Origin of the sequence: Pseudomonas mandelii (assembly GCF_002251635.1) — a bacterium.
In the GTDB taxonomy this organism is placed as follows: Bacteria; Pseudomonadota; Gammaproteobacteria; order Pseudomonadales; family Pseudomonadaceae; genus Aquipseudomonas; species Aquipseudomonas mandelii_B.
The window spans coordinates 14129-37282 of sequence record NZ_NMOJ01000244.1; the positions used below are offsets into that span (position 1 = coordinate 14129).

Annotated in this window: 17 protein-coding genes; 12 read left to right on the forward strand and 5 right to left on the reverse strand. The window is 62.1% G+C overall.

The window, feature by feature from the left end:
• The first annotated feature begins 59 nt into the window (after positions 1 to 59).
• Positions 60 to 686: an isochorismate family cysteine hydrolase YcaC gene (ycaC, locus tag B7L09_RS29150; protein WP_094471698.1), complete on the forward strand. Its 627-nt coding sequence runs from the start codon at positions 60 to 62 to the stop codon at positions 684 to 686.
• A 206-nt stretch (positions 687 to 892) separates the two neighbouring features.
• Here the strand turns inward: ycaC and B7L09_RS29155 are convergent, their stop codons facing one another.
• A complete protein-coding gene (locus B7L09_RS29155) occupies positions 893 to 2329 on the reverse strand; it encodes a mechanosensitive ion channel family protein (protein ID WP_094471699.1) in 1437 nt (478 codons plus the stop codon).
• Positions 2330 to 2481: 152 nt separating this feature from the next.
• Positions 2482 to 3501 (reverse strand): alpha/beta hydrolase, encoded by a 1020-nt coding sequence (locus tag B7L09_RS29160; protein ID WP_094471700.1) that lies wholly within the window; start codon positions 3499 to 3501, stop codon positions 2482 to 2484.
• Between the two features lie 161 nt (positions 3502 to 3662).
• Between B7L09_RS29160 and B7L09_RS29165 the strand changes: the two genes are divergently transcribed.
• Positions 3663 to 4559 (forward strand): LysR family transcriptional regulator, encoded by an 897-nt coding sequence (locus B7L09_RS29165; RefSeq protein ID WP_094471701.1) that lies wholly within the window; start codon positions 3663 to 3665, stop codon positions 4557 to 4559.
• Between the two features lie 114 nt (positions 4560 to 4673).
• Here B7L09_RS29165 and B7L09_RS32630 read toward each other — a convergent pair whose 3' ends face one another.
• From B7L09_RS32630 to gspG, 3 genes are all read right to left on the reverse strand, one after another.
• A complete protein-coding gene (locus B7L09_RS32630) occupies positions 4674 to 5363 on the reverse strand; it encodes a hypothetical protein (protein WP_094471702.1) in 690 nt (229 codons plus the stop codon).
• Positions 5364 to 5513: 150 nt separating this feature from the next.
• The gene (locus tag B7L09_RS29175) at positions 5514 to 6701 is read right to left on the reverse strand and encodes a type II secretion system F family protein (RefSeq protein ID WP_094471766.1); all 1188 of its coding nucleotides are present in this window, start codon (positions 6699 to 6701) and stop codon (positions 5514 to 5516) included.
• A gap of 14 nt (positions 6702 to 6715) precedes the next feature.
• Positions 6716 to 7150 carry a type II secretion system major pseudopilin GspG gene (gene gspG, locus B7L09_RS29180; protein WP_094471703.1) on the reverse strand — a complete coding sequence of 145 codons (435 nt, stop codon included), beginning with the start codon at positions 7148 to 7150 and terminating at the stop codon, positions 6716 to 6718.
• Between the two features lie 195 nt (positions 7151 to 7345).
• Here gspG and B7L09_RS29185 point away from each other — a divergent pair, with 195 nt between their 5' ends.
• The 10 genes from B7L09_RS29185 (at position 7346) to B7L09_RS29230 (ending at position 23154) form a co-directional block, all read left to right on the forward strand.
• On the forward strand, positions 7346 to 7954 hold the full coding sequence (locus B7L09_RS29185) for a lytic transglycosylase domain-containing protein (RefSeq protein WP_094471704.1): 609 nt from the start codon (positions 7346 to 7348) through the stop codon (positions 7952 to 7954).
• A 206-nt stretch (positions 7955 to 8160) separates the two neighbouring features.
• The gene (mnxG, locus tag B7L09_RS29190) at positions 8161 to 13986 is read left to right on the forward strand and encodes a manganese-oxidizing multicopper oxidase MnxG (RefSeq protein WP_094471705.1); all 5826 of its coding nucleotides are present in this window, start codon (positions 8161 to 8163) and stop codon (positions 13984 to 13986) included.
• Positions 13987 to 14059: 73 nt separating this feature from the next.
• On the forward strand, positions 14060 to 16012 hold the full coding sequence (locus B7L09_RS29195) for a YncE family protein (protein WP_094471706.1): 1953 nt from the start codon (positions 14060 to 14062) through the stop codon (positions 16010 to 16012).
• A 13-nt stretch (positions 16013 to 16025) separates the two neighbouring features.
• Positions 16026 to 16682 carry an SCO family protein gene (locus tag B7L09_RS29200; RefSeq protein WP_094471707.1) on the forward strand — a complete coding sequence of 219 codons (657 nt, stop codon included), beginning with the start codon at positions 16026 to 16028 and terminating at the stop codon, positions 16680 to 16682.
• Positions 16679 to 17299 (forward strand): SCO family protein, encoded by a 621-nt coding sequence (locus B7L09_RS29205; protein WP_094471708.1) that lies wholly within the window; start codon positions 16679 to 16681, stop codon positions 17297 to 17299. The genes B7L09_RS29200 and B7L09_RS29205 overlap by 4 nt, the downstream gene beginning before the upstream one ends.
• A 9-nt stretch (positions 17300 to 17308) precedes the next feature.
• A complete protein-coding gene (locus tag B7L09_RS29210; RefSeq protein WP_094471709.1) occupies positions 17309 to 18859 on the forward strand; it encodes a cytochrome c/ABC transporter substrate-binding protein in 1551 nt (516 codons plus the stop codon).
• A 14-nt stretch (positions 18860 to 18873) separates the two neighbouring features.
• Positions 18874 to 19827, forward strand: coding sequence for a peptidylprolyl isomerase (locus B7L09_RS29215; protein ID WP_094471767.1), 954 nt, complete (start codon positions 18874 to 18876; stop codon positions 19825 to 19827).
• A gap of 218 nt (positions 19828 to 20045) precedes the next feature.
• Positions 20046 to 20579 (forward strand): response regulator, encoded by a 534-nt coding sequence (locus B7L09_RS29220; RefSeq protein WP_094471710.1) that lies wholly within the window; start codon positions 20046 to 20048, stop codon positions 20577 to 20579.
• A gap of 84 nt (positions 20580 to 20663) precedes the next feature.
• Positions 20664 to 22370: a GspE/PulE family protein gene (locus B7L09_RS29225; protein WP_094471711.1), complete on the forward strand. Its 1707-nt coding sequence runs from the start codon at positions 20664 to 20666 to the stop codon at positions 22368 to 22370.
• The gene (locus tag B7L09_RS29230) at positions 22351 to 23154 is read left to right on the forward strand and encodes a hypothetical protein (protein WP_094471712.1); all 804 of its coding nucleotides are present in this window, start codon (positions 22351 to 22353) and stop codon (positions 23152 to 23154) included. Before B7L09_RS29225 ends, B7L09_RS29230 begins: the two co-directional genes overlap by 20 nt.

Sequence of the window (23154 nt, forward strand, 5' to 3'; positions counted from 1 at the left end):
CTTGCGCCGATGCACTGCGTCGGCGCCTTGCGTAATACCCATCCATCGAGGAGCTTCACATGAGCAACGTTCCGTACAAACGCCTGAACAAAGACGATGCCGTAGTCCTGTTGGTGGACCACCAGACCGGCCTGATCTCGCTGGTGCAGGATTTCTCGCCCAACGAATTCAAGAACAACGTGCTGGCCCTGGCGGACCTGGCNAAGTTCTTCAACCTGCCGACCATCCTCACCACCAGTTTCGAGCAGGGCCCGAACGGCCCGATGGTGCCTGAGCTCAAGGAACTGTTCCCGGACGCGCCGTACATCCCGCGTCCAGGCCAGATCAATGCCTGGGATAACGAAGATTTCGTCAAAGCCGTTAAAGCCACTGGCCGCAAGCAACTGATCATCGCGGGTGTGGTGACCGACGTTTGCGTAACGTTCCCGACGCTGTCGGCACTGGCGGAAGGCTTTGAAGTGTTTGTGGTGACCGACGCCTCGGGCACCTTCAACGAAACCGTGCAGCAAGCCGCGTGGGCACGCATGACCGCGGCGGGTGCGCANCTGGTGAATTGGTTCTCGGTGGCGTGTGAGTTGCAGGGTGACTGGCGCAACGACATGGAAGGCCTGGCGAACCTGCTGTCGCCGCGNATTCCNAACTATCGCAATTTGATGAACAGCTACGNGGCGCTGACGGCGAAGTAAGGTCGGCGATCCATAAAAATGCCCGCGACTGTGCGGGCATTTTTTTGTCTGACGAATGAGCTTGTTGTAGCAGCAGCCTCGCAAGCTCGACAGCTGCTACATGAAACCGCGTGATCCGTTACACAGATTGGNTTGTCTGACGAATGAGCTTGTTGTAGCAGCAGCCTCGCAAGCTCGACAGCTGCTACATGAAACCGCGTGATCCGTTACACAGATTGGCGCTTCTGCAGCCAGCTGAGGAAGCCGCTTTTCTTGATCGGCACCGGTTTGGCCATCAGCGCCAACCGGCTATTCTGCTGCCGCACCGCCTGCAGTTTGTTCAATGCCCGACCCACTTCAACCCGTTGTTCCATGCAACCACGGGTCAGCGATTTGTCGATCCGGTAAATGATGCACGAGGTCAGGGTGGTGAAGGTGGCCTGGGACGGTGTGTCGGTGAGGATGCTTTGTTCGCCCATCACCTCACTCGGCCCCATGCGCCCGGCTTCGGTTTGCCCGGTTCCATCGGGCACGGTGGCGCTGACCACGCCCGTGGCGATCACCATCAGACTGTCCGGCACTTCGCCCATCTCCAGCAGCACCTGACCCGCCGCGTATTGTTGCGGGACCATGGACTGGGCCAATTGATCACGCTCGTCCTCGCTCAGGGAACGGAAGACTTTCACCTCATCCAGCAACGCCCGCGCACGGGTCGTTGGTTCAATCACACCATCGATCTGCCGGGAAATTCCCGCCGCTTCGAGGTGCCGATGCGCCAGGTCGAACAGCTGATTGCGCACTTCACTCTTCTTGCCGAGCTCGGCGATGAAACCGCTGGCCACGTACTCGGACATGGCTTCGCCAGCCTCTTTGAGCACCACTTTCGGTGCCGGGTTGAGCAGCAAACTGCTGCTGCCTTGAAGCGTGCGCTCCAGTGCTTCCAGTACCCGGCGCGGGCGAATGTGGTTGGGCACCTGGATGCTGATCGACACGCCGTGCATGTTGTTCGGCCGGCTCAAATTGACGATCTTCGCCTTGGCCGCCACCGAGTTCGGCACCACCGCAGTGCTGCCGGCGCTGGTCAGCAGGTGGGTGGCGCGCCAGTCGATGTCGAGGACTTTGCCTTCGACGCCGTCAATCATGATCCAGTCATCCACCTGATAGGGCTTGGTGGTGTTGAGCACGATCCCGGAAAACACGTCGCTCAAGGTGCTTTGCAACGCCAGACCGACGACGATGGCCACCACCCCGGACGTCGCCAGCAAGCCTTTCACCGGCAGCTCCAGCACGTAACCGGCCGCCGCGACGATGGCGATCAGGAACACCAGCGCGCCAATGACGTCCTGCAACAAGCGACCGCTGTGACCGATGCGGCGCATCAGCACCAGGCCGATGACTTCGGTGAGCACCCGCGCGGCGTACAGCCACCAGAGAATTCCCAACGCCGTGGCGCCCAATTGAGCAACGCGATCCTCGGCGAACAACGGTGCCTGCAACGGGCTCACACCGGCATTGATCACCAGCGCGCTGAACATCACGAAAAGCGCCAGCCGCACGCTCACCCGCGTGACGCGATGCTTGAACGGCGCGAGGTGCCAGAGCACGGCGTCGATCACCAGCAGCAGGGCACTCCAGGACAGCAGGTGAGCGAGGACAAAGGACATGGGGAAACTCCAGAAGGGTTTGCAAATCGCTTTTGTGGCGAGGGGGCTTGCCNCCGNTGCGCGCTCCAACGGGGGCAAGCCCCCTCGCCACAGGTAAATCAGTGATCACAAAAGCTTCGCCACACATTGCTGTGTGGCAAGGCGAGGTGGTCTCAGTTCAAGTGAGTCTTGAGTTCCAGTGCCGCCTGACGAACCGCCGCTTTCACCTCTGGAATCTGGCTCAGCGGGTTGAGCAGGCCAAAGTCGTGAATCATGCCGTTGTAACGCACCGCCGTGACCGGCACACCGGCTGCGTCGAGGTGGCGGGCGTAGGCTTCGCCTTCGTCACGCAACACGTCGAACTCGGCGGTTTGCACCAGGGCGGCGGGCAGGCCTTTGAGCTGTTCGGCGTTGGCTTGCAACGGCGAGGCATGGATCTGCGCACGCTCGGCCTGGTCGGTCGTGTAGTTGTCCCAGAACCAGTTCATCATGCCCTTGGTCAGGAAGTGGCCTTCGGCAAACTGCTGGTACGAGCCGCTGTCGAACTGCGCATTGGTCACCGGCCACATCAACAACTGGAAGCGCAGCGCCGGGGTTTTCTGTTCCTTGGCCATCAACGCCACGACCGCCGCCATGTTGCCGCCGACACTGTTGCCGGCCACCGCGAGGCGCTTGCCATCGACGCCGATGTCCTTGCCATGCTCGCCCACCCAACGGGTCGCGGCGTAGGCCTGGTTGATCGCGGTCGGGTAATGCGCTTCCGGCGACGGTGTGTAATCGACATACACCGCGACGGCACCGGAACCCACCACCAGGTCGTGAATCAGACGCTGGTGAGTGGGGTAATCGCCCAACACCCAACCGCCACCGTGGAAGAACATGAACACCGGCAATTCACCTTTGACCTTGGCCGGCCGGACGATTTTCAGGTTGATGGTTTGCCCGTCGACCTTGATCACACGGTCGCTGACGTCCACACCCGACAGATCAACCTTCACCGAGTTTTGCGCACCGGTCAGCACCGCACGGGCCTCTTTCGGGCTCAACTGCTCAAGCGGCTTGCCACCGCCGGCGGCGAGGGCTTCGAGGAACGCCTGGGTATTGTGTTCGACACCCGGGCTGCCGGCGGCGAATGCGTTGCCGATGGAGAGGGCGAGAAGGGACGCGGTCAGGGTTTTGTTGATGATGTTCATGGGGCAAATCCTTTTTAATTAATTAGCGTTTTATGACCTGAGGTCGGGTCGCTGCTGGCGCTGGGGTCCAGGCCTCAGCAACACCGTGGACACAGATTAATAGGTCGCCCAAAAGGGAAAAAGCGGCTATAAAGTGTTTGACTGTCAACCAAGGCGTGACAATGAACCCGTTCGAAGATATGCGTATTTTTTGCCAGGTCATGGACTCCGGCAGCTTCACCTCGGCAGCCGATCAATTGGGCCTGTCCAAGCAGTTTGTCAGCCGCCGTCTGATCCAGCTGGAAGACCGCCTCGGTGTGCGGCTGCTCAACCGTTCCACGCGTCGTCTGGACGTNACGCCTCTGGGCCAGAGTTATTACGAATCCGCCTTGCGCCTGCTCGGTGAAGTCGAGCAAGTGGAGCAGGGCATCGCCGGCCAGACCACCGAGCCGCGCGGCACCATCCGCGTGAGTGCGCCGTTGTCGTTTGCGCTGGCGCACCTGGGGTGTCTGCTGCCGTTGTTTTTACAGCGCTACCGCGATGTCACGGTGGAAGTGGACTTGAGCGATCGGCCGGTGGACTTGCTCAGCGAAGGGTACGATCTGGCGTTGCGTATCGGCATCCTGGAAGACTCGACCCTGATCGCCCGTCGTATCGCCTCCATCGAACGCGTGTACTGCGCCAGCCCGGCTTACCTGGCCGAGCGTGGTACGCCGCTCAAACCCGAAGATTTGCACAGCCATGACTGCCTGCCTTACGGCCACGGGCGTCAGGTGCAATGGCGTTTCGAAGGGCAGGGCAAGCCGCTGAGCGTCAACGTGACGGGCAGGATGCGGGTCAACAACGGGGAGTTGCTCAAGGATGCGGCGGTGGCCGGGATGGGGATTACGTACTTGCCGACGTTCATTGTCGGCTCGGCGCTGAAGGAGGGGCGGCTGGTGCCGGTGCTGGATGAGTTTCGTCCGCAGCCGCTGACGTTGTCGGCGGTGTATCCGCAGCATCGCCAGAGTTCGCGGCCGGTGCAGGCGTTGATCGAGTTTTTGCGCGAGCGGCTGGATCGGGTTGAGTGTGGGTTGTAAGGCTCACCATTTCCACTGTGGGAGTGAGCCTGCTCGCGATTGCGGTGGGTCATTAAGCAAATATGCTGTCTGACATGACGCCATCGCGAGCAGGCTCGCTCCCACAGGGGATATTCAAAACAAGCGTTGACTGATACGACGCCTTCGCGGGCAAGCCTCGCTCCTACAGGTTCTTTTGTTATCGCCTGGCTCGCCACCGACATGCACGCCGTGGTCATCACCGATTTCGCCGGAGCGATGTACGCCGTGGTCGTCGCCGATTTCGCCGGAACGATGCACGCCGTGGTCATCGCCGATTTCGCCGGAGCGATGCACGCCGTGGTCATCGCCGATTTCGCCGGAGCGATGTACGCCGTTGTCGTCACCGGCTTCGGCGTGAGTGCCACTGCGTCCGGAGGAGGCTGTGTTGCCGGAGTGTCCTGAACCATTATCGCTGCCGCTGTGACCGCTGCCGCTATTGCCGGCGCTGCCACTGTTGCCACCGCTGCCGCTTCCNNTGCCGCCACTTCCGCTTCCGCCGTGACCACCGCCATTGCCGCCGCCACCGCTTCCGCCACCACCGCCATTGCCACCGCCACCGTTTCCGCCGCCACCGCCATTGCCGCCACCGCCGGAACCACCGCCCCCGCCGCCATTGCCGCCACCGCCGGAACCACCCCCACCGCCGCCTGATCCGCCGCCGCCACTACCACCATCCTTGGCCTGGGCACTCGATACCCCGGACAAGCTGTCCGGAATCAATACGGTAGACGCCGACAGAACTGCGCCAATAGCTACTGCAAGTAAAAGCTTGTTGATGTGCATGTCGTTCTCCGTCTTGTTACTCAGGTTGGAACGTTGATGAACAATGCAACTTGCTGCTCGATTCAATGGGAGAACACCGCAGCGCGCTGATTAATTCAGTTGCAATGTGGATGAACGATGAACGGTACAACGCGACCCTGCTCCAGAGGGTCAGTGAATACTCGAGGCCAGCTCGAAGATCGGGATGTACATCAGGATCACGATGACCCCGATCAGCAGGCCGATGAAGGTCATGAGCAAGGGTTCGAACAGCCGCACGAACCATTCGATCCAGCGGCTGATTTCTTCGTCGTAGAAGTCAGCGCTGCGCTCCATCATCTGGCCGAGGTTGCCGGATTGTTCACCCGCTCTAAGCAAGCGCAGGGACACCGGGGTCACCAGGTGATTGAGTTCCAGTGCAGCCGACAGTGATTGCCCCTCGCGTACCCGTTCGCAGGCCTGGTCCAGGCGCACGCGGGAGGCGGGGGTGAGCAAGCCGCGAACCATGCCCATCGCGGTGACGAGGGGGATGCCGCCCTGCAACAGAATTCCCAGGGAGCGATAGAAGCGGGCCAGTTCGTACATGAAGATGCGTTGGTGGACCGCCGGGAGTTTTTCGATTACACGGTCGACGCCCCGACGAAAGGCCGGTTGTCGCTGAAGAAAGCCGAGGGCGACGATGATTGCCGCCAATGCGCCGAAGAATTCACCCTGGTGGGCGTGCAGGAACATGCCGCAGCTCATCAGCACCTGCGACAGCCACGGCAGATTCGACCCCAGTCCTTCGAACACCAGGCTGAAGCGCGGCACCACGTAACCCATCAGGAACAACACCACGCCACCGCCCACTACCAGCAACAGCAGGGGGTAGATCGAGGCACTGACGATTTTTTGCCGAACCTCGTCCATGCGCTGGCGATAACTGACATAACGGCCCAGGGCATCGCCCACGGCGCCGGTCTTCTCGCTGGATTGCACTAGCGCCACGTAGAGCGGAGGGAACACCGCCGACAGCTGGGCCAATGCCTGGGAGAACGATTTTCCTTCATAAAGCAGGCGCACCAGTTCGCTCAAGGTTTTACGGGCCTGTGGCGCGTTCTCTTTTTCCGCCAGGCTTTCCAGCGCATCGATTAACGGCAGACCGGCGTTGAGTAAGGTGGTCAGTTCCTGGCTGAACAACACCAGGTTGAAGGTCTCGCGCTTCTGCAAACGCAACGCGCGCCAGTGCCGCTCGACGTGCAGGCTGACCACCCGCAAGCCCTGGTCTTCGACGATGCGCCGGGCTTCGCTGTCCCCTTGGGCCTCTACGGTCATCGAGACCACGCCGGCCTTGCCCACTGCCTTGAGATGAAAGCGCATGGTCGCGACCCCCGTCATTGCCAGCTGGTGACTTCGGCGTTTTCGCCTTCGCCGCCGGGTTGACCGTCCTTGCCCATGGACAGCAGATCGTATTCGCCGTTTTCGCCTGGGTAGCGGTAGTTGTAGTTACGGCCCCACGGATCCTGCGGCAGTTTTTTCTGCAAATAAGGACCGGTCCATTTGGTTTCATCGCTTGGCGCAGTGACCAGCGCCTGCAAACCCTGTTCGGTCGACGGGTAATGACCGACCTCCAGACGGTACAGGTCCAGCGCTTTGCCCAGGCCTTCGATTTGTGCCTTGGCCACCTTCACTTCGGAGCGGCCCAGTTGGGCGAAATACTTCGGCGCGACGATGCCGGCCAACAGCCCCAGCACCACCAGCACCACCAACAGTTCGAGCAGGGTGAACCCGCTTTGAGTACGCGGGGCGGAACGCAAACGCTGATTCATGATGACCTCACACAGTCGGCAGAAGAGTCGCCTTGAAGGCGTATGCAATTGCCATGCTCACCCCCAGTCATTCTTCTACAACCCCTGTATTGCGGGCCTTTGCGCTTTCGGCACAGTGCTTGCGTATGGCTTGTTTACTACCGGCCATTGGGGCATTACCCCCATTTTTCGGGGCCGGGCAGGGGAGGCAAACTAATGAAAACACTCACCACAGGACTGCTCGGCTGCTTGCTGCTGACGAGCGTCGCACAGGCCGATGTGTTCGTTTCCGTGGACGCCAAGGGCAGCTACGTGCTGTCCAATGTTCACCGTCCCGGCCGCACCTATGAACGGGTCATTCACGAGCCCCAATCCACGCTGGTCGGTCTTGATCAGCAGCCCCAGATGATTGCCAGGCAACCTTATGCAGAGCTGGTGTCGGCGGCCGCCACGGCCAATGAATTGCCGGCCGCGTTGTTGCACGCCGTCATCCGCGAAGAGTCCCGCTACAACTCGGATGCGACGTCCCCCAAAGGCGCCGGAGGGCTGATGCAATTGATGCCCGATACCGCCCGGGAGATGGGGGTGAAAAACGTCTATGACCCCAAGGCCAACATCCAGGGCGGTGCCAAATACCTCAAGCGCCTGCTGACCCTGTTTGACAACGACATCACCCTCGCCGTGGCGGCCTACAACGCCGGGCCACAAGCGGTGCTGAGCCGTGGCGGGGTGATCCCGCCGTTCGCTGAAACCCAGCGTTATGTGCCCAGTGTCTTGCGTCAGTACCGGCGCTTGCAGGGCCTGGCCATGGACGCACCGCTGTGATTGGCGAGTGTGGGGAACGGCCCCCAATAGTGGGGCAACAAGGACTGGGCCGAAAAAGTGGGGAATAAGTGGGGGATATCCCCCGAGTTATTAAGTGATTGCTTCAACTAACTGAAAAATAACTGAATTTTTTATGGCATGCGGATTGCTCAAGGGGATTTGTCGAGAATTATTCCCTGTGCGCACCCACAGCGAGGCCCGTGATCATGACCGGCATACCCTACGCTTCGTCCTTGTTTAAATTTGCGCTGATGGTGGCGTCGATGTTCGGCATCGAGCTGGCCGAAGCGGCCCTGCGCTGCGAGCGCAATCTGGTGGCGAACGTCGTGGCGCTGGATCAGCCGCTGATGTTCAATCGCCTCGGCGCGCAAAACGTCAACGGCATGATGTTCGCCCTGCGCCGTGACGTGGTCGACGATCATAATGTGTCCCTGGCCCAGGGCGGCGCGGCCGTGCCGGGCAAAGTCTCGCTGCGGCCCGACAAGCGTCCGCGCCCCTTGGTGTTGCGGGTGGCCGCCGGTGACTGCCTGACGATCAACCTGCACAACCTTCTGGCTTACCAGGCCAACCCCGGCAGCCACGAAAACGGCGAGGATGGGGTTGAGGGGGAAGTCGAAGTCGGTAACGTTGAGCAGTTCAAAGTCGATGAGCAGGTCACCGACCGCCACGTCGGCTTCCAGGTCAACGGCATGCAAGCGGTCAACAGCATCGATGACATCGCCTCGTACACCGGGCGCAACGGCAATTCGCTGGTCGCCCCCGGCGGCACCCGTTCCTACACCTTGTTCGCCGAACGCGAGGGCGCATTCGCCGCCAGCAGCCGTGGTGCGACCTTCGGTGGTGAAGGTGATGCTGGCAACGTTGCCAACGGTCTGTTCGGCCAGGTAGTCGTCGTGCCCAAAGGCGGGCGCAGCTATCGCAACACCTTGACCGAAGAAGAGATGCGCCTGGCCAGCAGCGGCCGCACCCCGGCCGGTCAACCGATCGTCGATTACCAGGCGCGCTACCCGCAACGCGAACCGTGGCTCCGTGAAGGCAAGGCCGGCACACCGATCATCAACATGGTCGACGGCAATGAAATCATCTCCAGCGAAAGCGACGCGATCGTGATGGGCAGCAACGCCGACGGCAGCTTCCCGCCGTCGACCTATCCGCTGGAAGCCATCGGTAAACGCAACCCGGCGATTCCGAACCGGCTGGAACCGTTCCGCGATTTCGCCTCGCAGTTCCAGGATGAAACCGCCGCGACCCAGGCATTCCCCGCTTATTGGGCAGACCCGGTCATGGCCCACGTGCTGGAGCCGACCCGCGACTCGTTCATGATCAACTATGGCTCCGGCGGCATGGGCGCCGAGGTGGTGGCGAACCGTTTGGGCGTCGGGCCGATGCACGATTGCCTGTCCTGCGCCTATGAAGAGTTTTTCCTCAGTTCGCACACCGTCGGCGACGTGGCGATGCTGGTGGACGTGCCGGCCAACGCTGGCCTGGAAGGCATTCTTCCCGGGCAGGTTCCGCGCGCTGATCAGATCGGGGTCAAGGCGACCATGGCGCTGTACCCGTCCGAGCCGTCCAACGTCAACCACAGCTACATCGGTGACTTCATCAAATTCCGCAACACCCACAATGGCCACGAGCAGCACATCTTCCACCTGCACGGCCATCAGTGGTTGTTCAACCCCAATGACGACAACTCCGACTATGTGGATGCCCAGGGCATCGGCCCGGGCGCCGGCTACACCTATGAAATCGCCAACGGCGGTTCGGGTAACCGCAACCGTGTCGCGGGTGATGCGATCTACCACTGCCACTTCTACCCGCACTTCGCCCAAGGCATGTGGAGCATGTGGCGAGTACACGACGTGTTTGAAGAAGGCACCAAACTCGAAGTCTCCCAACAAGGCACCGACGGTTACCACAGCGAACCCTACGCATTGCGCAGTGGCAAACCGGCGGCGGGCGCCCGGGCCTTGCCCGATGGCGAAATCGTTGCCGGGACCCCGATTCCTGCGGTAGTGCCGCTGCCGGGCAAAGCCATGGCGCCTATGCCAGGCAAGGTCGCGGTGGTGCCGAAAATCGGCGAGACCCTGGTCGCCGGTGGTGATGACGACGATGATGAAGAAGGTGACGACGGCGAACATAACAGCGGCAGTGGCGGCGCTCAGGCCATCGGTTCCCTGGCCCTGGTGGATCGCAGCGAAGCCAACCGCAATGCTGACGGCAGCCTGAAAAACCCTGGCTATCCGTTCTGGATTGGCGGCATGGAAACCTCGGTCGGCCAACGCCCACCGACTCCACCGCTGGACATGCTCGACGCGGCCAAGGCCCAGTCCTTGAAAACCAGCGGCAACGCCCTGTGGGCCAACCTCGACCCGGCTTCGTCCGGTGGTTGGGACGGCGGCCTGGGGCGGCATTCCCTGGACGGTTTCTCCGCCGGTGGCGTGGCGCATACCATTACCACGTCGCTGGATTTCTCCAAGGAAGTGACCCGCGCCAAACCCATCTACATGCCGGAAGAGGGCACCGAAGTCGAACAGGCGGCCATGGCCTTCCACGCCAAAAAGGACCACCCGAGCTTTGCCTTGCTTCCCGGCAATCAAATCGTGGCGAAGGCCTTCCGCACCAACGGTGCCTTGCCGATTGCCGGCGCGCCTTACTACGAACCGTGCATGGACGACCGGCAAAAACGCCTGACCAGCAGCGCCGGCACTGGCGAGTTTGCCAGCGGTGAACGCATCGACGGCATGTCCTACACCGGCTCCTCGACCTTCACCGCGGACCGTCCACGGGTCTACAAAGCGGCGAACATCCAGTTCGACGCGGTGTACAACAAGGTCGGCTACCACTTCCCGCAAGCGCGCATTCTGGCCTTGTGGGAAGACGCCTGGCCGGTCATCACCAAACAGCGTCCGCCAGAGCCGCTGGTGATGCGCATGAACACTTTCGACTGCGTGCAATACCAGCAAACCAACCTGGTGCCGGCCACCTATGAGATGGACGACTATCAGGTACGCACGCCGACCGACGTGATCGGCCAGCACATTCACCTGCCCAAATGGGACCTGACGGCAGCTGACGGTTCGGCCAACGGCTGGAACTACGAAGACGGCGTGCTTTCCCCGGGGGCCGTGCAAGAACGCATCCACGCCATTCGCGAGTTCAACCAATGCACCGGCACCGATCCACGTGACGGCACGCCGGCCTGCCCGAAAGCCAAGAATCACCCATACTTCGGTCAGTTTGGCCGGGCGGATTGGGTAGGGGCGCGCACGGCAATGCAACGCTGGTTCGTCGATCCGGTGGTGAACGCCAAAGGTGTCGACCGTGGCCTGGGGACCATTTTTACCCACGACCACCTGGGCCCATCGACTCACCAACAGATTGGCCTGTACGCCACCGTATTGGCTGAGCCAGCTGGCTCCACCTGGTTCCACGCCGAAACCGGCGAGCCGTTGTACAGCGGCGCACGCCAAGACGGCGGGCCGACTTCGTGGCAGGCGGTGGTGTCGACCGGGGACATCGACGGCGACGGCAAGAACGACAGCTTCCGTGAGTTCTTCCTCGAATACAGCGACTTCCAGCACGCCTATGAAGCCGGGGTGTATGTGGGCGCCGGGCCTAACGGCGTGCCTAATCCGCAAGCCTTCCCGGCCACCGCGGACAGCTTCCGCTACGCGATCAATCCGCCGGTACGCAACAACGCCAGCACCTTGCTCGACGGCATCATTGAAGTGCAGGGCGGCATGGTGCCGGGTTGTCCAACTCGGCCATGCCCACAGGCGATCTCGGTCGATGACCCTGGCATGTTCGTCGTCAACTACCGCAACGAACCGCTGGCCTTGCGGGTGTACGACCCGAACAAGGTCGGCCCGGACGGCAAGCGCGGCATGCAGGCCGACGGCCTCGGCGGCGACCTGGCGTATGCCATGCAAAGCCGTACCGACCGCGCCATCCCGGCGATGAACCTGGCACCGAACCTGGTCACCGCAGCCACGGGGCCAACCGGCGGCACCACGCTGTTCCCGCCACACGTCAACCGTGGCGGCGCGGAACCGGGTGACCCGTTCACGCCAATGTTGCGCACTTACACCGGTGACAATGTGCGGCTGCGGGTGCATGCCGGCGGTCACGAAGAAGAGCACAACGTGACCCTGCACGGCGTGAAATGGCTGCAAAGCGGTTCTGGCTTCGGCAACAGCTCCAACTCCGGCTGGCGCTCGTCGCAGATGGTCGGTATCTCCGAGCAGATGGGCTTCAACGCGCCGGTCTCGATGCTGTCCAGTTCGGCGGCGACCACGGGGGATTACCTGTACTCGATGGACGCTTCGATTGAAGGTTACTGGAACGGTATCTGGGGCGTGATGCGCAACTACACGACCCAGCGCAGCGATCTGTTCGCCGTGCCAAACAACCCCAAGCCGATGGGTATGCGCAATACCGTGGCATTCGATGGCTCCTGCCCACGGTACAGCGCCAACCCGAACGGCATCGGCACCCGGCCGACCGTGCAACGCAACTATGAAGTGGTTGCGGCGCTGGCCAACGACATCCTGCGCAATCCGTTGAACTTGACCATCGGCGATCCGGCCGGTATCGGGCAACACGTGGGTGGGCCGTTGAATCCGGCGGGTGGCACCCTGGTGTTCAACTCGCGGCCGGTCAATATCCCTCAGGTCACCGTGGTCGATCCTGAAGATGGCGAAACCATCACCATCGGCGGTCAAAGCGGCCCGTTGCATGATCCGACTGCGATCCTGTACGTGCGCAAATCCGACCTCGATCCGGTCACCGGAAAAATGAAACCAGGTGTACCGGTGGAACCGCTGGTATTGCGCGCAGCGGCGGGTGACTGCATCAACGTCACGCTGGAAAACCGCTTGCCCGTGGTCATGCCCGACCTGACCCAGACTGCCGTGATGCAAGGGCTGGTCAAGCGCGATCGCAACAATGGCCAGGGCTCGACCATCTTCACCAACAACCTGCTGCGGCCGTCGAGCCACGTTGGCCTGCATGCGCAACTGCTGGCGTATGACATCACCAAATCCGATGGCACCAACGTCGGCGCCAACCCGACCCAGACCGTGCCACCGCGCATCGGCAACAGCGGCGCGTACCCGACGCGTACTTATCAGTACTACGCCGGGCACCTGGAGCGTGAAGGCAAGCCGATCTCGCAACTGGGCCGCAGTGTCGACAACATCAACGCCACGGCGGTGGAGTTCGGCGGACTGAATATCACGCCGGCGGACCTCATCAAACAACCGCAGAAAGGCTTGGGTGGGGCGATGACCATCCTGCCGATCGGCGCAACCTGGGTTGAGGATGCGCGTAAAACCAACGCAACGGTCACGGCGCCAGGGCAGACCACTTACCGCGACTTTGCGATGGTCTGGCAGAAAGCGTTGAACATCCGCTGGGCCAACGGTCGGCCGGTGGAAGGCATTGCCGCCGAAGGCTTTGGTGTGCCGACCGATCCACAGGACAACTCGAGCATGGCCATCAACTACAAGGCCGAGCCGATCTGGTTCCGCTTCGGGTTGGCGCCGGATGCACCGTTCGGGCATGCCAACGGTGCCGGTTACGGTGACGTGCCGAACGCGCATATGGCCTACAGCAATGCGCTTATCGGGGGCGATCCTCAGACACCGGTGCTGTATGTGAAACCGGGACAACCGTTCCGCACCCACATCCTGATGCCGACCGGTGGCAGTCGCGGCACGACCTTCCAACTGGACGGGCACGTCTGGTCGGTCAACCCGTTCCAGTCGGAGAAGAGCGATACCGGCGGTTATCCGATGGCTACGCCAGGGGTGGGGTCGGTGCGGTTCGGCTACAACCCGATGTCGATGTACATCGGCGCGCGTGAAAGCATCCTGCCGGCGGCGCACTTCAGCTTCATGCACCCGAGCGCCGGGGGCAGCAACGCAATACCGGGCGACTACCTGTTCCGCGACTACGGCGCCTACGGCAATACCGCCGGGCTTTGGGGATTGCTGCGGGTAACCAACGAGCCAGAACCGGCACCGGCACCGTAGGGGCACTANCCAGCGGGAGCAAGCTCCCTCGCCACAGGGAAAGGCAGGCACAGATCTGTAAGGGGAGAGGGTAATGAACAGGACTACAAAAATCGCCGGTTGTGCGCTGCTCGTCGCGGTGGCACTCATCAGCTTCGGCGTCTGGCGCACCGCGCCGCCCAACCTGCTGAGCGAAGTCGCACTGCCGAACACCTGGAGCAGTCAGAACCTCTCCCGTGACGGGATTTCGGTGGCGCTTGAGGTCAAGTCATTGGCCAAGGACGGTGTGTTGCGTGAAGGCGAGTTTGCCGACGTGCAGTTCCGCGTCAGGGACGGTGCTTCAGGTCAGCCGTTGTCGGGCATCAATCCCGGTGCCTGGCTGGACCCGGAAACCATTGCCGCCGACCAGGCCCAGGGCCGGGAGAAAAGCTGCAAATCCCGGGTCGGGGTCTTCCTGAAATCGAGCATCGGCGCGCGGCCGCTGCTCGACCTGAACAGCTACTTCCTGCTGGTGATGAACCGCGACGCCAGTGTCTCGGTGGTCGACCCGTCGGTGTCGGTGGGCGGTATCACCAGCACCATGGCACGGATCGACATCAAGCAGCCGCCGATGGACTGGACCACACCCAAGGACAACAAACGGGTGTTCGTCTCCATGCCGACCGCCGATGCAGTGGCGGTGATCGACAGCGAGCAGTTCAAACTGATCGACTCGGTCGCCGCCGGCAGCAATCCGGTGCGCGTGGCCTTGCAACCGGACGAGCGCCTGCTGTGGGTCGGCAACAATGCCAAGACAGTCGAGCAGTCCGGGGTCACGGTGATCGACACCCGTAGCCTCAAGCCACTCAAACACCTGGCCACCGGGGCTGGGCACCATGAAATCGCCTTCAGCAAGGACAGCCGTTTTGCCTTCGTCAGCAACCGCGACGACGGCACCCTGAGCATCATCGACATCGCCAGCCTGACCATCAGCAAGCAACTCAAGACCGGCTCGCACCCGCTGTCGGTGGCGTACTCGCCGCTGTCCCAGGCGGTGTATGTCGCCGACGGCAAGAACGGCAGTGTGACCGTGGTCGATACCGCCAGCCTTACGGTTAGGCGGGTGATCAAGATGAAACAGGGCCTGGGTCCGATGGGGTTCAGCGCAGACGGGCGTTTCGGTATCGTCCTCAACACCCTGGAAAACCAGGTGACGGTGATCGACGCGGCCACCGATTCGACGATCCACGAACTGGACGTCTCCGCCGAACCCTACCAAGTGGTGTTCACCAAGGCTTACGCCTATGTCCGCGGACTGGCCTCGGCCAAAGTCACGATGATCAACCTTTCGTCATTGGGGGCCGGCCGCACGCCGATCACCCAGGGCTTCGAAGCCGGGCCCCAGGCGCCACGGCTCGCCGGTGATTTGCCGCTGGCCTCGAGCCTGGCGGTGTCGCGGGACGACAACGCGGTGTTCGTGGTCAACCCGGTGGACAACACCACTTATTTCTACGCCGAAGGCATGAACGCGCCGATGTCCGGCTACCCCAATCGCGGGCAGGTGGCGCGGGCTGCCATGGTCATCGACCGCAGCCTGCGCGAGGTCGAGCCAGGGCTCTACAGTTCGCGGATCAAGCTGCCAGCCGCCGGGCGTTTCGACGTGGCGTTCCTGCTCAACCAGCCGAACATCATCCATTGCTTCACGGCGCTGGTTGAGCCGGACCCGAACCTCGCCAGGCTCCCCGGCGTGCCAAAGGTCGAGTTCATGCTCGATAAATCCACGGCCGCCCTCGGCAGCCCTTACACCGTGCGGTTTCGCATTGTTCAGGGTCAGCAAAAGGCACAGCGCAGCGGGGTCAAGGACGTTCAGGTGCGCTACTTCCGCGCCCCGACATCTCGCGCCCAACAGGTCGCGGCCCTTGAAGTGGGGAACGGCATCTATGAAGCCCCGGTGACCCTCGACCAGAACGGCGCCTGGTACCTGCACGTGCGCGCGGCGTCCCTTGGCGCGAGTTTCGATGACCAGACCTTTGCCAGCGTTCGGGTAATCCCCGGCGATGCTCACTGAAGAGGAAACCGACATGAACCGATTCGCACACCGTGGACTGCTGACGTTCTGCCTGTTGGCCGTCGGCATCGGTCAAGCCCTGGCGCACTCGGCGGATGAACACGCCGGGCACGACATGCCGGCCAAAAGCGCCAGTTCGGAGAGCGCCCAGGTCAAATTCGCCGACGTCGCGCTGGTGGACCAGAACGGCAAACCGGTGCGTCTGGAAAAGGACCTGGTGACCAACAAAATCGTGGTCATGAGTTTCATCTACACCAGCTGCACCACGGTGTGCCCGGTGGTGTCCTCGATCATGGGCAAGGTGCAGACGCAACTCGGCGCCCGGGTCGGTAACGAGGTGCAGCTTGTCTCCATCAGCATCGACCCGCAACGCGATGACGCCAAGCGCCTCAACGACTACGCCCGCAGCTTCCAGAAGGGGCCGGGCTGGAGCTGGCTGACTGGCAGCTCGCAGTCGATCAACGAAACCCTCAAGGGCCTCGGCTCCTTCAGCGGTGACTTCAAAAGCCATCAACCGCTGATTCTGGTGGGGGACGGCAACAGCCGCCACTGGACGCGTTATTACGGCTTCACCGACCCGGCCGTGCTGACCCGCCAGGTCGAGAAACTCAGCGGCCAGCGCAACGCCCACGCCAAACACACGGCCATTGCCATGGAGCATCAACCATGAAAGCCCTCGCTCTGATCTTCCTGACGATGTGTTTTTGCGTCATCAGCTTTATGGCGTTTTCCCACGAAGGACACCAGGAGCCCGCGCCGGCGGTGGCCGCTGCGCAACCGGCCAGCGGCACCCGGGATGCGAAAACCTGGTTCACCGACACGCCGTTGCAGGACCAGAACGGCAACACGTTGCGCTTCTACAGTGACGCGCTGCAAAACCGTGTGGTGCTGCTGAACGTGATTTTCACCAGTTGCAACGATGCCTGCCCGCTGATCACCCAAAAGCTCAAGGAAGTCCGTGAGGTGCTGGGCGACAAGGCCGATGGCATCACCTTTATTTCCCTTACCAGTGATCCGCTGCGCGATACGCCGGCGGTACTCAAGGCTTACACCTTGAAGCAGGGCGTCGATGGCCCCCACTGGCTTTTTCTCACCGGCGACAAGGCACAAATGGACCTTGTACTGGGGCGCATCGGCCAGATTGTGCCGACCCCCGAGCAGCACTCGACGCAGCTGATTGTCGGTGACGTGGCCAACAAGCGCTGGAGCAAGATCCGTCCCGATGCACCGGCCGCCGCCATTGCCCAGCGCTTGCAGTTGCTGACAATGCCCGTGGCTGGTCGTTGAGTACGGGCCATGAAAATTGCCCTCGTCCTCGGCTTGCTACTGATTGGCGGCATCAATCTCGCCGCCAATGCGTTGCCGCTGAGCCCCAGCGAAAGTGCCGGCAAACGGCTGTATCGCGAGGGCGTGTCGGCAAGTGGTGAGCCGATCATGGCTCGGGTGGGCGCGGCGGACATGCTGCTACCCGCCACCAGCCTGCCCTGCGCCAATTGCCATGGCGCCGATGCCCAGGGGCGACCCGAAGGCGGGGTGCGGCCGCCGGACATCAGCTGGTCGAGGCTCTCGAGCAGTTACGGGCAACAGCAGATCAACGGTCGCAATTACCCGGCCTACACCGAGGGCGCACTGGCCCGGGCGATCCAGGAAGGGCGCGATTCGGCGAATAATCGGCTGGACCCGGCGATGCCACGGTTCGTGCTCTCGATGAATGATCAGCGCAACCTCACGGCCTACCTCAAGCGCGTGGCCGATGACCGCGACCCCGGGTTAACCGCCGACAGCCTGCACTTGGGCACTTTGTTGCCGCGACAGGGGCCGCTGAGCACGGAGGGCGCCACGGTGGCGGCGGTGCTCAAGGGCAGCGTGGCGCGGATTAACGAGGCGGGCGGCATCCATGGCCGGCAATTGCGCCTGACCATCCTCGATCCGGGGCCGGACCGCGCCAGTGCCGAACAGGCACTGGACCGCTTGATTGAGCAGGAACAGGTGTTCGCCCTGATCGCACCACTGGCACCTGCGCTCGATACCGAACTGGTCACGCGGCTGGAACGCGCCGGTATTCCACTGATCGGGCCGCTCTCGTTGCAGGGCATGGCGCCAGCCAGTCGGCAGATTTTCGAACCGCTGTCCGGGCTGCGCGAGCAACTGATCGCCTTGGCCGACTACGGCGCCGCCAATTTGCGCTTGCTCCAGGGACCGACGCTGATTGTCCACCCGGACGAGCCGAGCCAACGGCAAGCGGCACAAAACCTTGGCCAGTACCTGCAAGATCACGCCTGGCAGCAAGTGCGGCTAAAGGCCTACAACTCGGCGCAGGACGAGTTGCCGCTGGGCTCGCGATCGGTGTTTTACCTGGGCAGCGGCGTCGGTTTCAGTCACCTCGCCGAGCGCCTGCAAACGGCGGGGCAGGTGCCTTACCTGTTCGCCGCGTCGAATCAAGTGGCCGGCGACCTGTTTCAATTGCCCAGCGGATTTTCCCGGCGGGTGTTTCTGGCCTATCCGTTCGTGCCCAGTGACTGGACGCTGGCCGGGCGCCTGGCCTTGACGCAACTGCGCGAACACCAAGGCCTCGGCGGTGAGCACGCGGTGCTGCAAGTCGGCGCCTACAGTTCGATGCTGCTGCTCAGCGAAGGCATGAAGCAGGCCGGACGCGACGCCAGCCGCGAAAAACTCATCAGTGCCCTGGAAGGTTTGCACGATTTCGACACCGGGCTGACCCCGCTGCTCAGCTTCGGTCCGGGCCGCCGACTGGGCTTGAGCGGTGCTCATATCGTCACCGTAGATTTGCCCGACCAGCGCTTCTTTCTGGTCGCACCGTACAAACCCATTGCCGCGACACCCTGACGGGAGGCCTGATGATGAAACTCAAGACGCTGCTGATTCTGCTGACGATGTGGGCCCCTGTGGCCTTCTGCAGCAACGGCCCGGCTGCCGCGCGGGTCAATGGCGAGGAAATTTCCGAGTTTCGCCTCGAGCGCTACTTCGCCGAATACCTGGAGGACCAGGGCCGCGCAGTGGGCAGCATTCGCAATCCCAAGGCGTACAAGCAATTGCGCCAGAAAGCACTCGACGCGCTGATCGACAAGGAGTTGCTGTGGCAGGAAGCGCGCAAACGCGGGGTGAAGATCAGCGATGAAGTCGTGCAAAGCCAGGTTGAGCAGACGCGACAAGCGATGGGCGGTGCCGAGGTGTTCGCCCGCCGGCTCGAAGACGCCGGTTTCGATGAAGCCAGTTTTACCGAGTACACACGCCGTGAGCTCGCGGCGCAAAAGGTCTTTGCCGACCTGCTCCAGGTGGCTGAGCCGGACGAAAAACAGGTCCGCGCGTTCTACGAGGAACATCGCGCCGAAATGAGCACACCCGAGCAAATCCAGGCGCGGCACATCCTGGTAAAAGTGCCTCAGGGGGCCGATGCCGCCACAGTTGAAGCAGCCCGGCTACGCTTAGAGGAGATGCGGGTGAAAATCAGCCAGGGCGAGGACTTTGCCAGCGTTGCCCGGGCCGGCTCCGAAGATGCCTCCGCCGCCGAAGGCGGGGACCTGGGCTATTTTCCCCGGGGGCGCATGATGCCGGAATTCGAAGCTGCGGCGTTTGCGCTGGCGCCGGGGGCCGTCAGCGCGCCGGTGCGCACACCGTTGGGCTGGCATTTGATTTATCTACAGAACCACCAGGAGGCGGCCGATGTCTCAGAAGCTCAGGGACTTGAAATGGTTCGGGCTTACCTTGCCCGACAGCAAAAGTCCCAGGCTCGTCTACAGGTTCTGGGGCAGTTGCGATCAAGCAATCGAATCGAGCGGATTGACGACGATTGAAGGTTCCCCCCCAAATGTGGGGAAAGCTTCAGGGCAAATCCGAGCGCTTCCCCGCCTTTGGGGGACGGGGTTCCTGAACGAAAAGATTTTTTCATGAAAATCATAGAGATGAAGCGGCCAAAAACCGGCGCTCAGTCTGGCATGAAGTGTGCGTTAGCCTAATTGAGGCGCGTACTCCCAGGCACGAATTTCGGACCTGCAGTTTCAAGGAGTCCACCTTGTTAAACAAAGTACTGGTTGTTGAAGACGAACAGCTGCTGGCGGAAAACCTCCAGGGTTACCTGCAGGCGCAAGCGCTGGAAGTCCGGATAGCTCACAACGGTGAAACAGCCATCGGCGAAGCCGAACGTTTTTCACCCGATGTGATGGTGTTCGATTACCGCTTGCCCGATATGGAAGGCTTTCAGGTGCTCGATGCCGTCCGCCAGAACAGGAAGTGCCATTTTGTGCTGATTACCGGGCACCCAACCGCTGAAGTCTGTGAGCGGGCCCGGCAACTGGGAGTCAGCCATATCCTGTTCAAACCGTTTCCGTTGGCGGAATTGGCCCGTGCAGTCTGTGACCTTTTAGGGATGGAGCGGGAAAACCGAACAGGCGCGAGCCCATCCGAAGGATTCGTCGAACGACGCCAGAGCAGGACAGAAAGCTTCCCGCTGCAGCTGTACGACGGTAGTTGGGTGCTGGCAGATCGTCGACGAAGTTCATCGACCTCCAAGGCACCAGACGACGAACAATTGCTCACCGGGGAGTAGTGGCGCGACAAGCCGTTCCGGTATATGCCGTAATTGCTCGCCGCGTCGACAGGGCTCAAAGCCCCCGGCGTTGGAGAGCATGCCATGGACCGTCTATCCCTTGCCGTAGAACCGGCGCAGTTGGAATGTGTACCGTCTCGCTTTTCCAGTGAACAACTGGCCCAGGCCCGGGTCCGGGCAACCAGTTCCGGCGAGCGGGTTCTGGAGGCCCTCGGGGTGTTGTGCGAACTGGCCCCCATGCCCTTCATCCAGTGCCTCGGCGCTACCCTGCATTATCCGGTGCTCGACACCGACACCCTGTTTCAAGCCACCCCAGTGTTCGACCGGGTCACCCTGGCCCAATGCCTCAAGCGCGAATTCATCCTGCTGCGTCATGACGATGCGGTCATTGGCGTGTTTGCCGATCCGTTCGACACGGCTCGTCTGGCCTGGATTGACGACTGCCTGCACGGCGCGCCGCTGTACCTGGTGCATGCCGACGACCTGAAAGCCTACCTGGCGCGTCACGAAGAGAGCTTCCACGCGGTGGAATCGCTCAACGCCCAGGCTGATGCCAATATCGAAATCGATACCCTGCAAAGCCTGTCCCTGACCAGCATCAGCGAAGACGCCAGCGTGGTGGTCAAACTGGTCAACTCGACCCTCTACGACGCGCTGAAAATGCACGCCAGCGACATCCACCTGGGCACCACCGGCAGCGGCCTGGTGATCAAGTACCGGATCGACGGCGTGCTGAACAACATCAGCAAGATCCAGGGCAGTGAGTTCGCCGAGCAAGTGATCTCCCGGGTCAAAGTCATGGCCGAACTGGACATCGGCGAAAAACGCGTGCCCCAGGACGGTCGCTTCAAAATCGGCATCAGCGGCCGGCAGATCGACTTCCGGGTCTCGATCATGCCGAGCATTTTTGGCGAAGACGCGGTGCTGCGGGTACTCGACAAACAGGACCTGGCAGACAAAGTCAGCGGCGTGCAATTGCAGGCACTGGGCTTCGAAGACGAAACCCTGCGCGCGCTGCGCCGGTTGGCCGCCGAACCCTACGGCATGGTGCTGGTGACCGGCCCGACCGGCAGCGGCAAGACCACCACGCTCTACGCCATGATCACCGAGATCAACCACGGCGTGGACAAGATCATCACCATTGAAGACCCGGTGGAATACCAACTGCCGGGCGTGCTGCAAATCCCGGTCAATGAAAAGAAAGGCCTGACCTTCGCCCGTGGCCTGCGCTCGATCCTGCGCCATGACCCGGACAAGATCATGGTCGGTGAGATACGCGACCCCGACACTGCACAGATCGCCGTGCAATCGGCACTGACCGGGCACCTGGTGTTTACCACCATTCACGCCAACAACGTGTTCGATGTGATCGGCCGCTTTACCCAGATGGAAATCGATCCCTACAGCCTTGTCTCGGCCCTCAACGCCGTGCTGGCCCAGCGGCTGATCCGCCTCGTGTGCGCCAGTTGCAGCGCCCCGAGCACCCCGACCGATGAAGAACTGCGCCTCTCCGGGCTCGATCCGCAGAAGGTCGATCATTACCACTTCGTTCACGGCAAAGGCTGCGGCCATTGCCGGGGCACCGGTTATCGCGGGCGGACCGCGATTGCCGAGCTGCTGCACCTGGACGACGAACTGCGGCAGATGATCGTCGAGCGCCAACCCGTTTCGAAGATCAAGGCACACGCTTGCAAACGTGGCTTGCGCTTGTTGCGCGAGTCCGCTCTGGAACTGGTAGCTGAGGGGCGGACCACGCTCGAGGAGATCAATCGTGTCACTTTTGTCTCGTGATCGTTATGTCGCCGTGCTCGGCGCCAGTGGTGTCGGCCTGGGCCAGCGCAAAGGTGGCGACACCCTGTGGCTGGGCAGCGTCGGCTTTATCGACGAAGGCTTCCATGCCTGGACCGTCGCCCTCGAAACCCTCGACCGCTTGCTGGGCGAACACGCGCCAGCCGGTGCGGAATTGAGTGTGGTGATTTCCGGCCACTTCAGTCGCTTCTGCCTGGTGCCCTGGAGCGAACAGATCAGCAGCCCCGACGAATTGCTCGGGTTTGCCCAACTGTGTTTCGAAGACCTCTACGGTGTACCGGCCCAACCCTGGAGCATGGTGCTGTCGGCCGAACCTGCGGGTTACGACCGGATCGCCACCGCGCTGCCGCAAGACCTGCTGGCGCGTCTGCGCAGCCTGGTCAGCGGTCGCGGCCTGCGCCTGCGTTCGGTGCAGCCGTACTTGATGGCGGCGTTCAATCATTTCGATAAAAGCCTCGACGCCGGTGACTTCCTGTTCGTGGTCGCCGAGCCTGTGCGCAGTGTCTTGCTGCTGGCCAGGGAAGGGCGCTGGACCTCGGTGCGTTCGGTGGGCAGCAGCGACAGCGATGCCGCACTGACTGCGCTGATCGGCCGGGAAAGCCAGTTGCAGGCCTCCACCAGCGAGCGGCCGCTGAATGTTTACCTGCACGCGCCCGCTCGCATCGATGCGCAGCCCGACGTACCTGGTGTGCACTTGCGCACCCTCGAAGAAGACCGGACAGCCGTACACGATTGTTTGTACGTGATGTCCCGGGCGGTGGCCTGA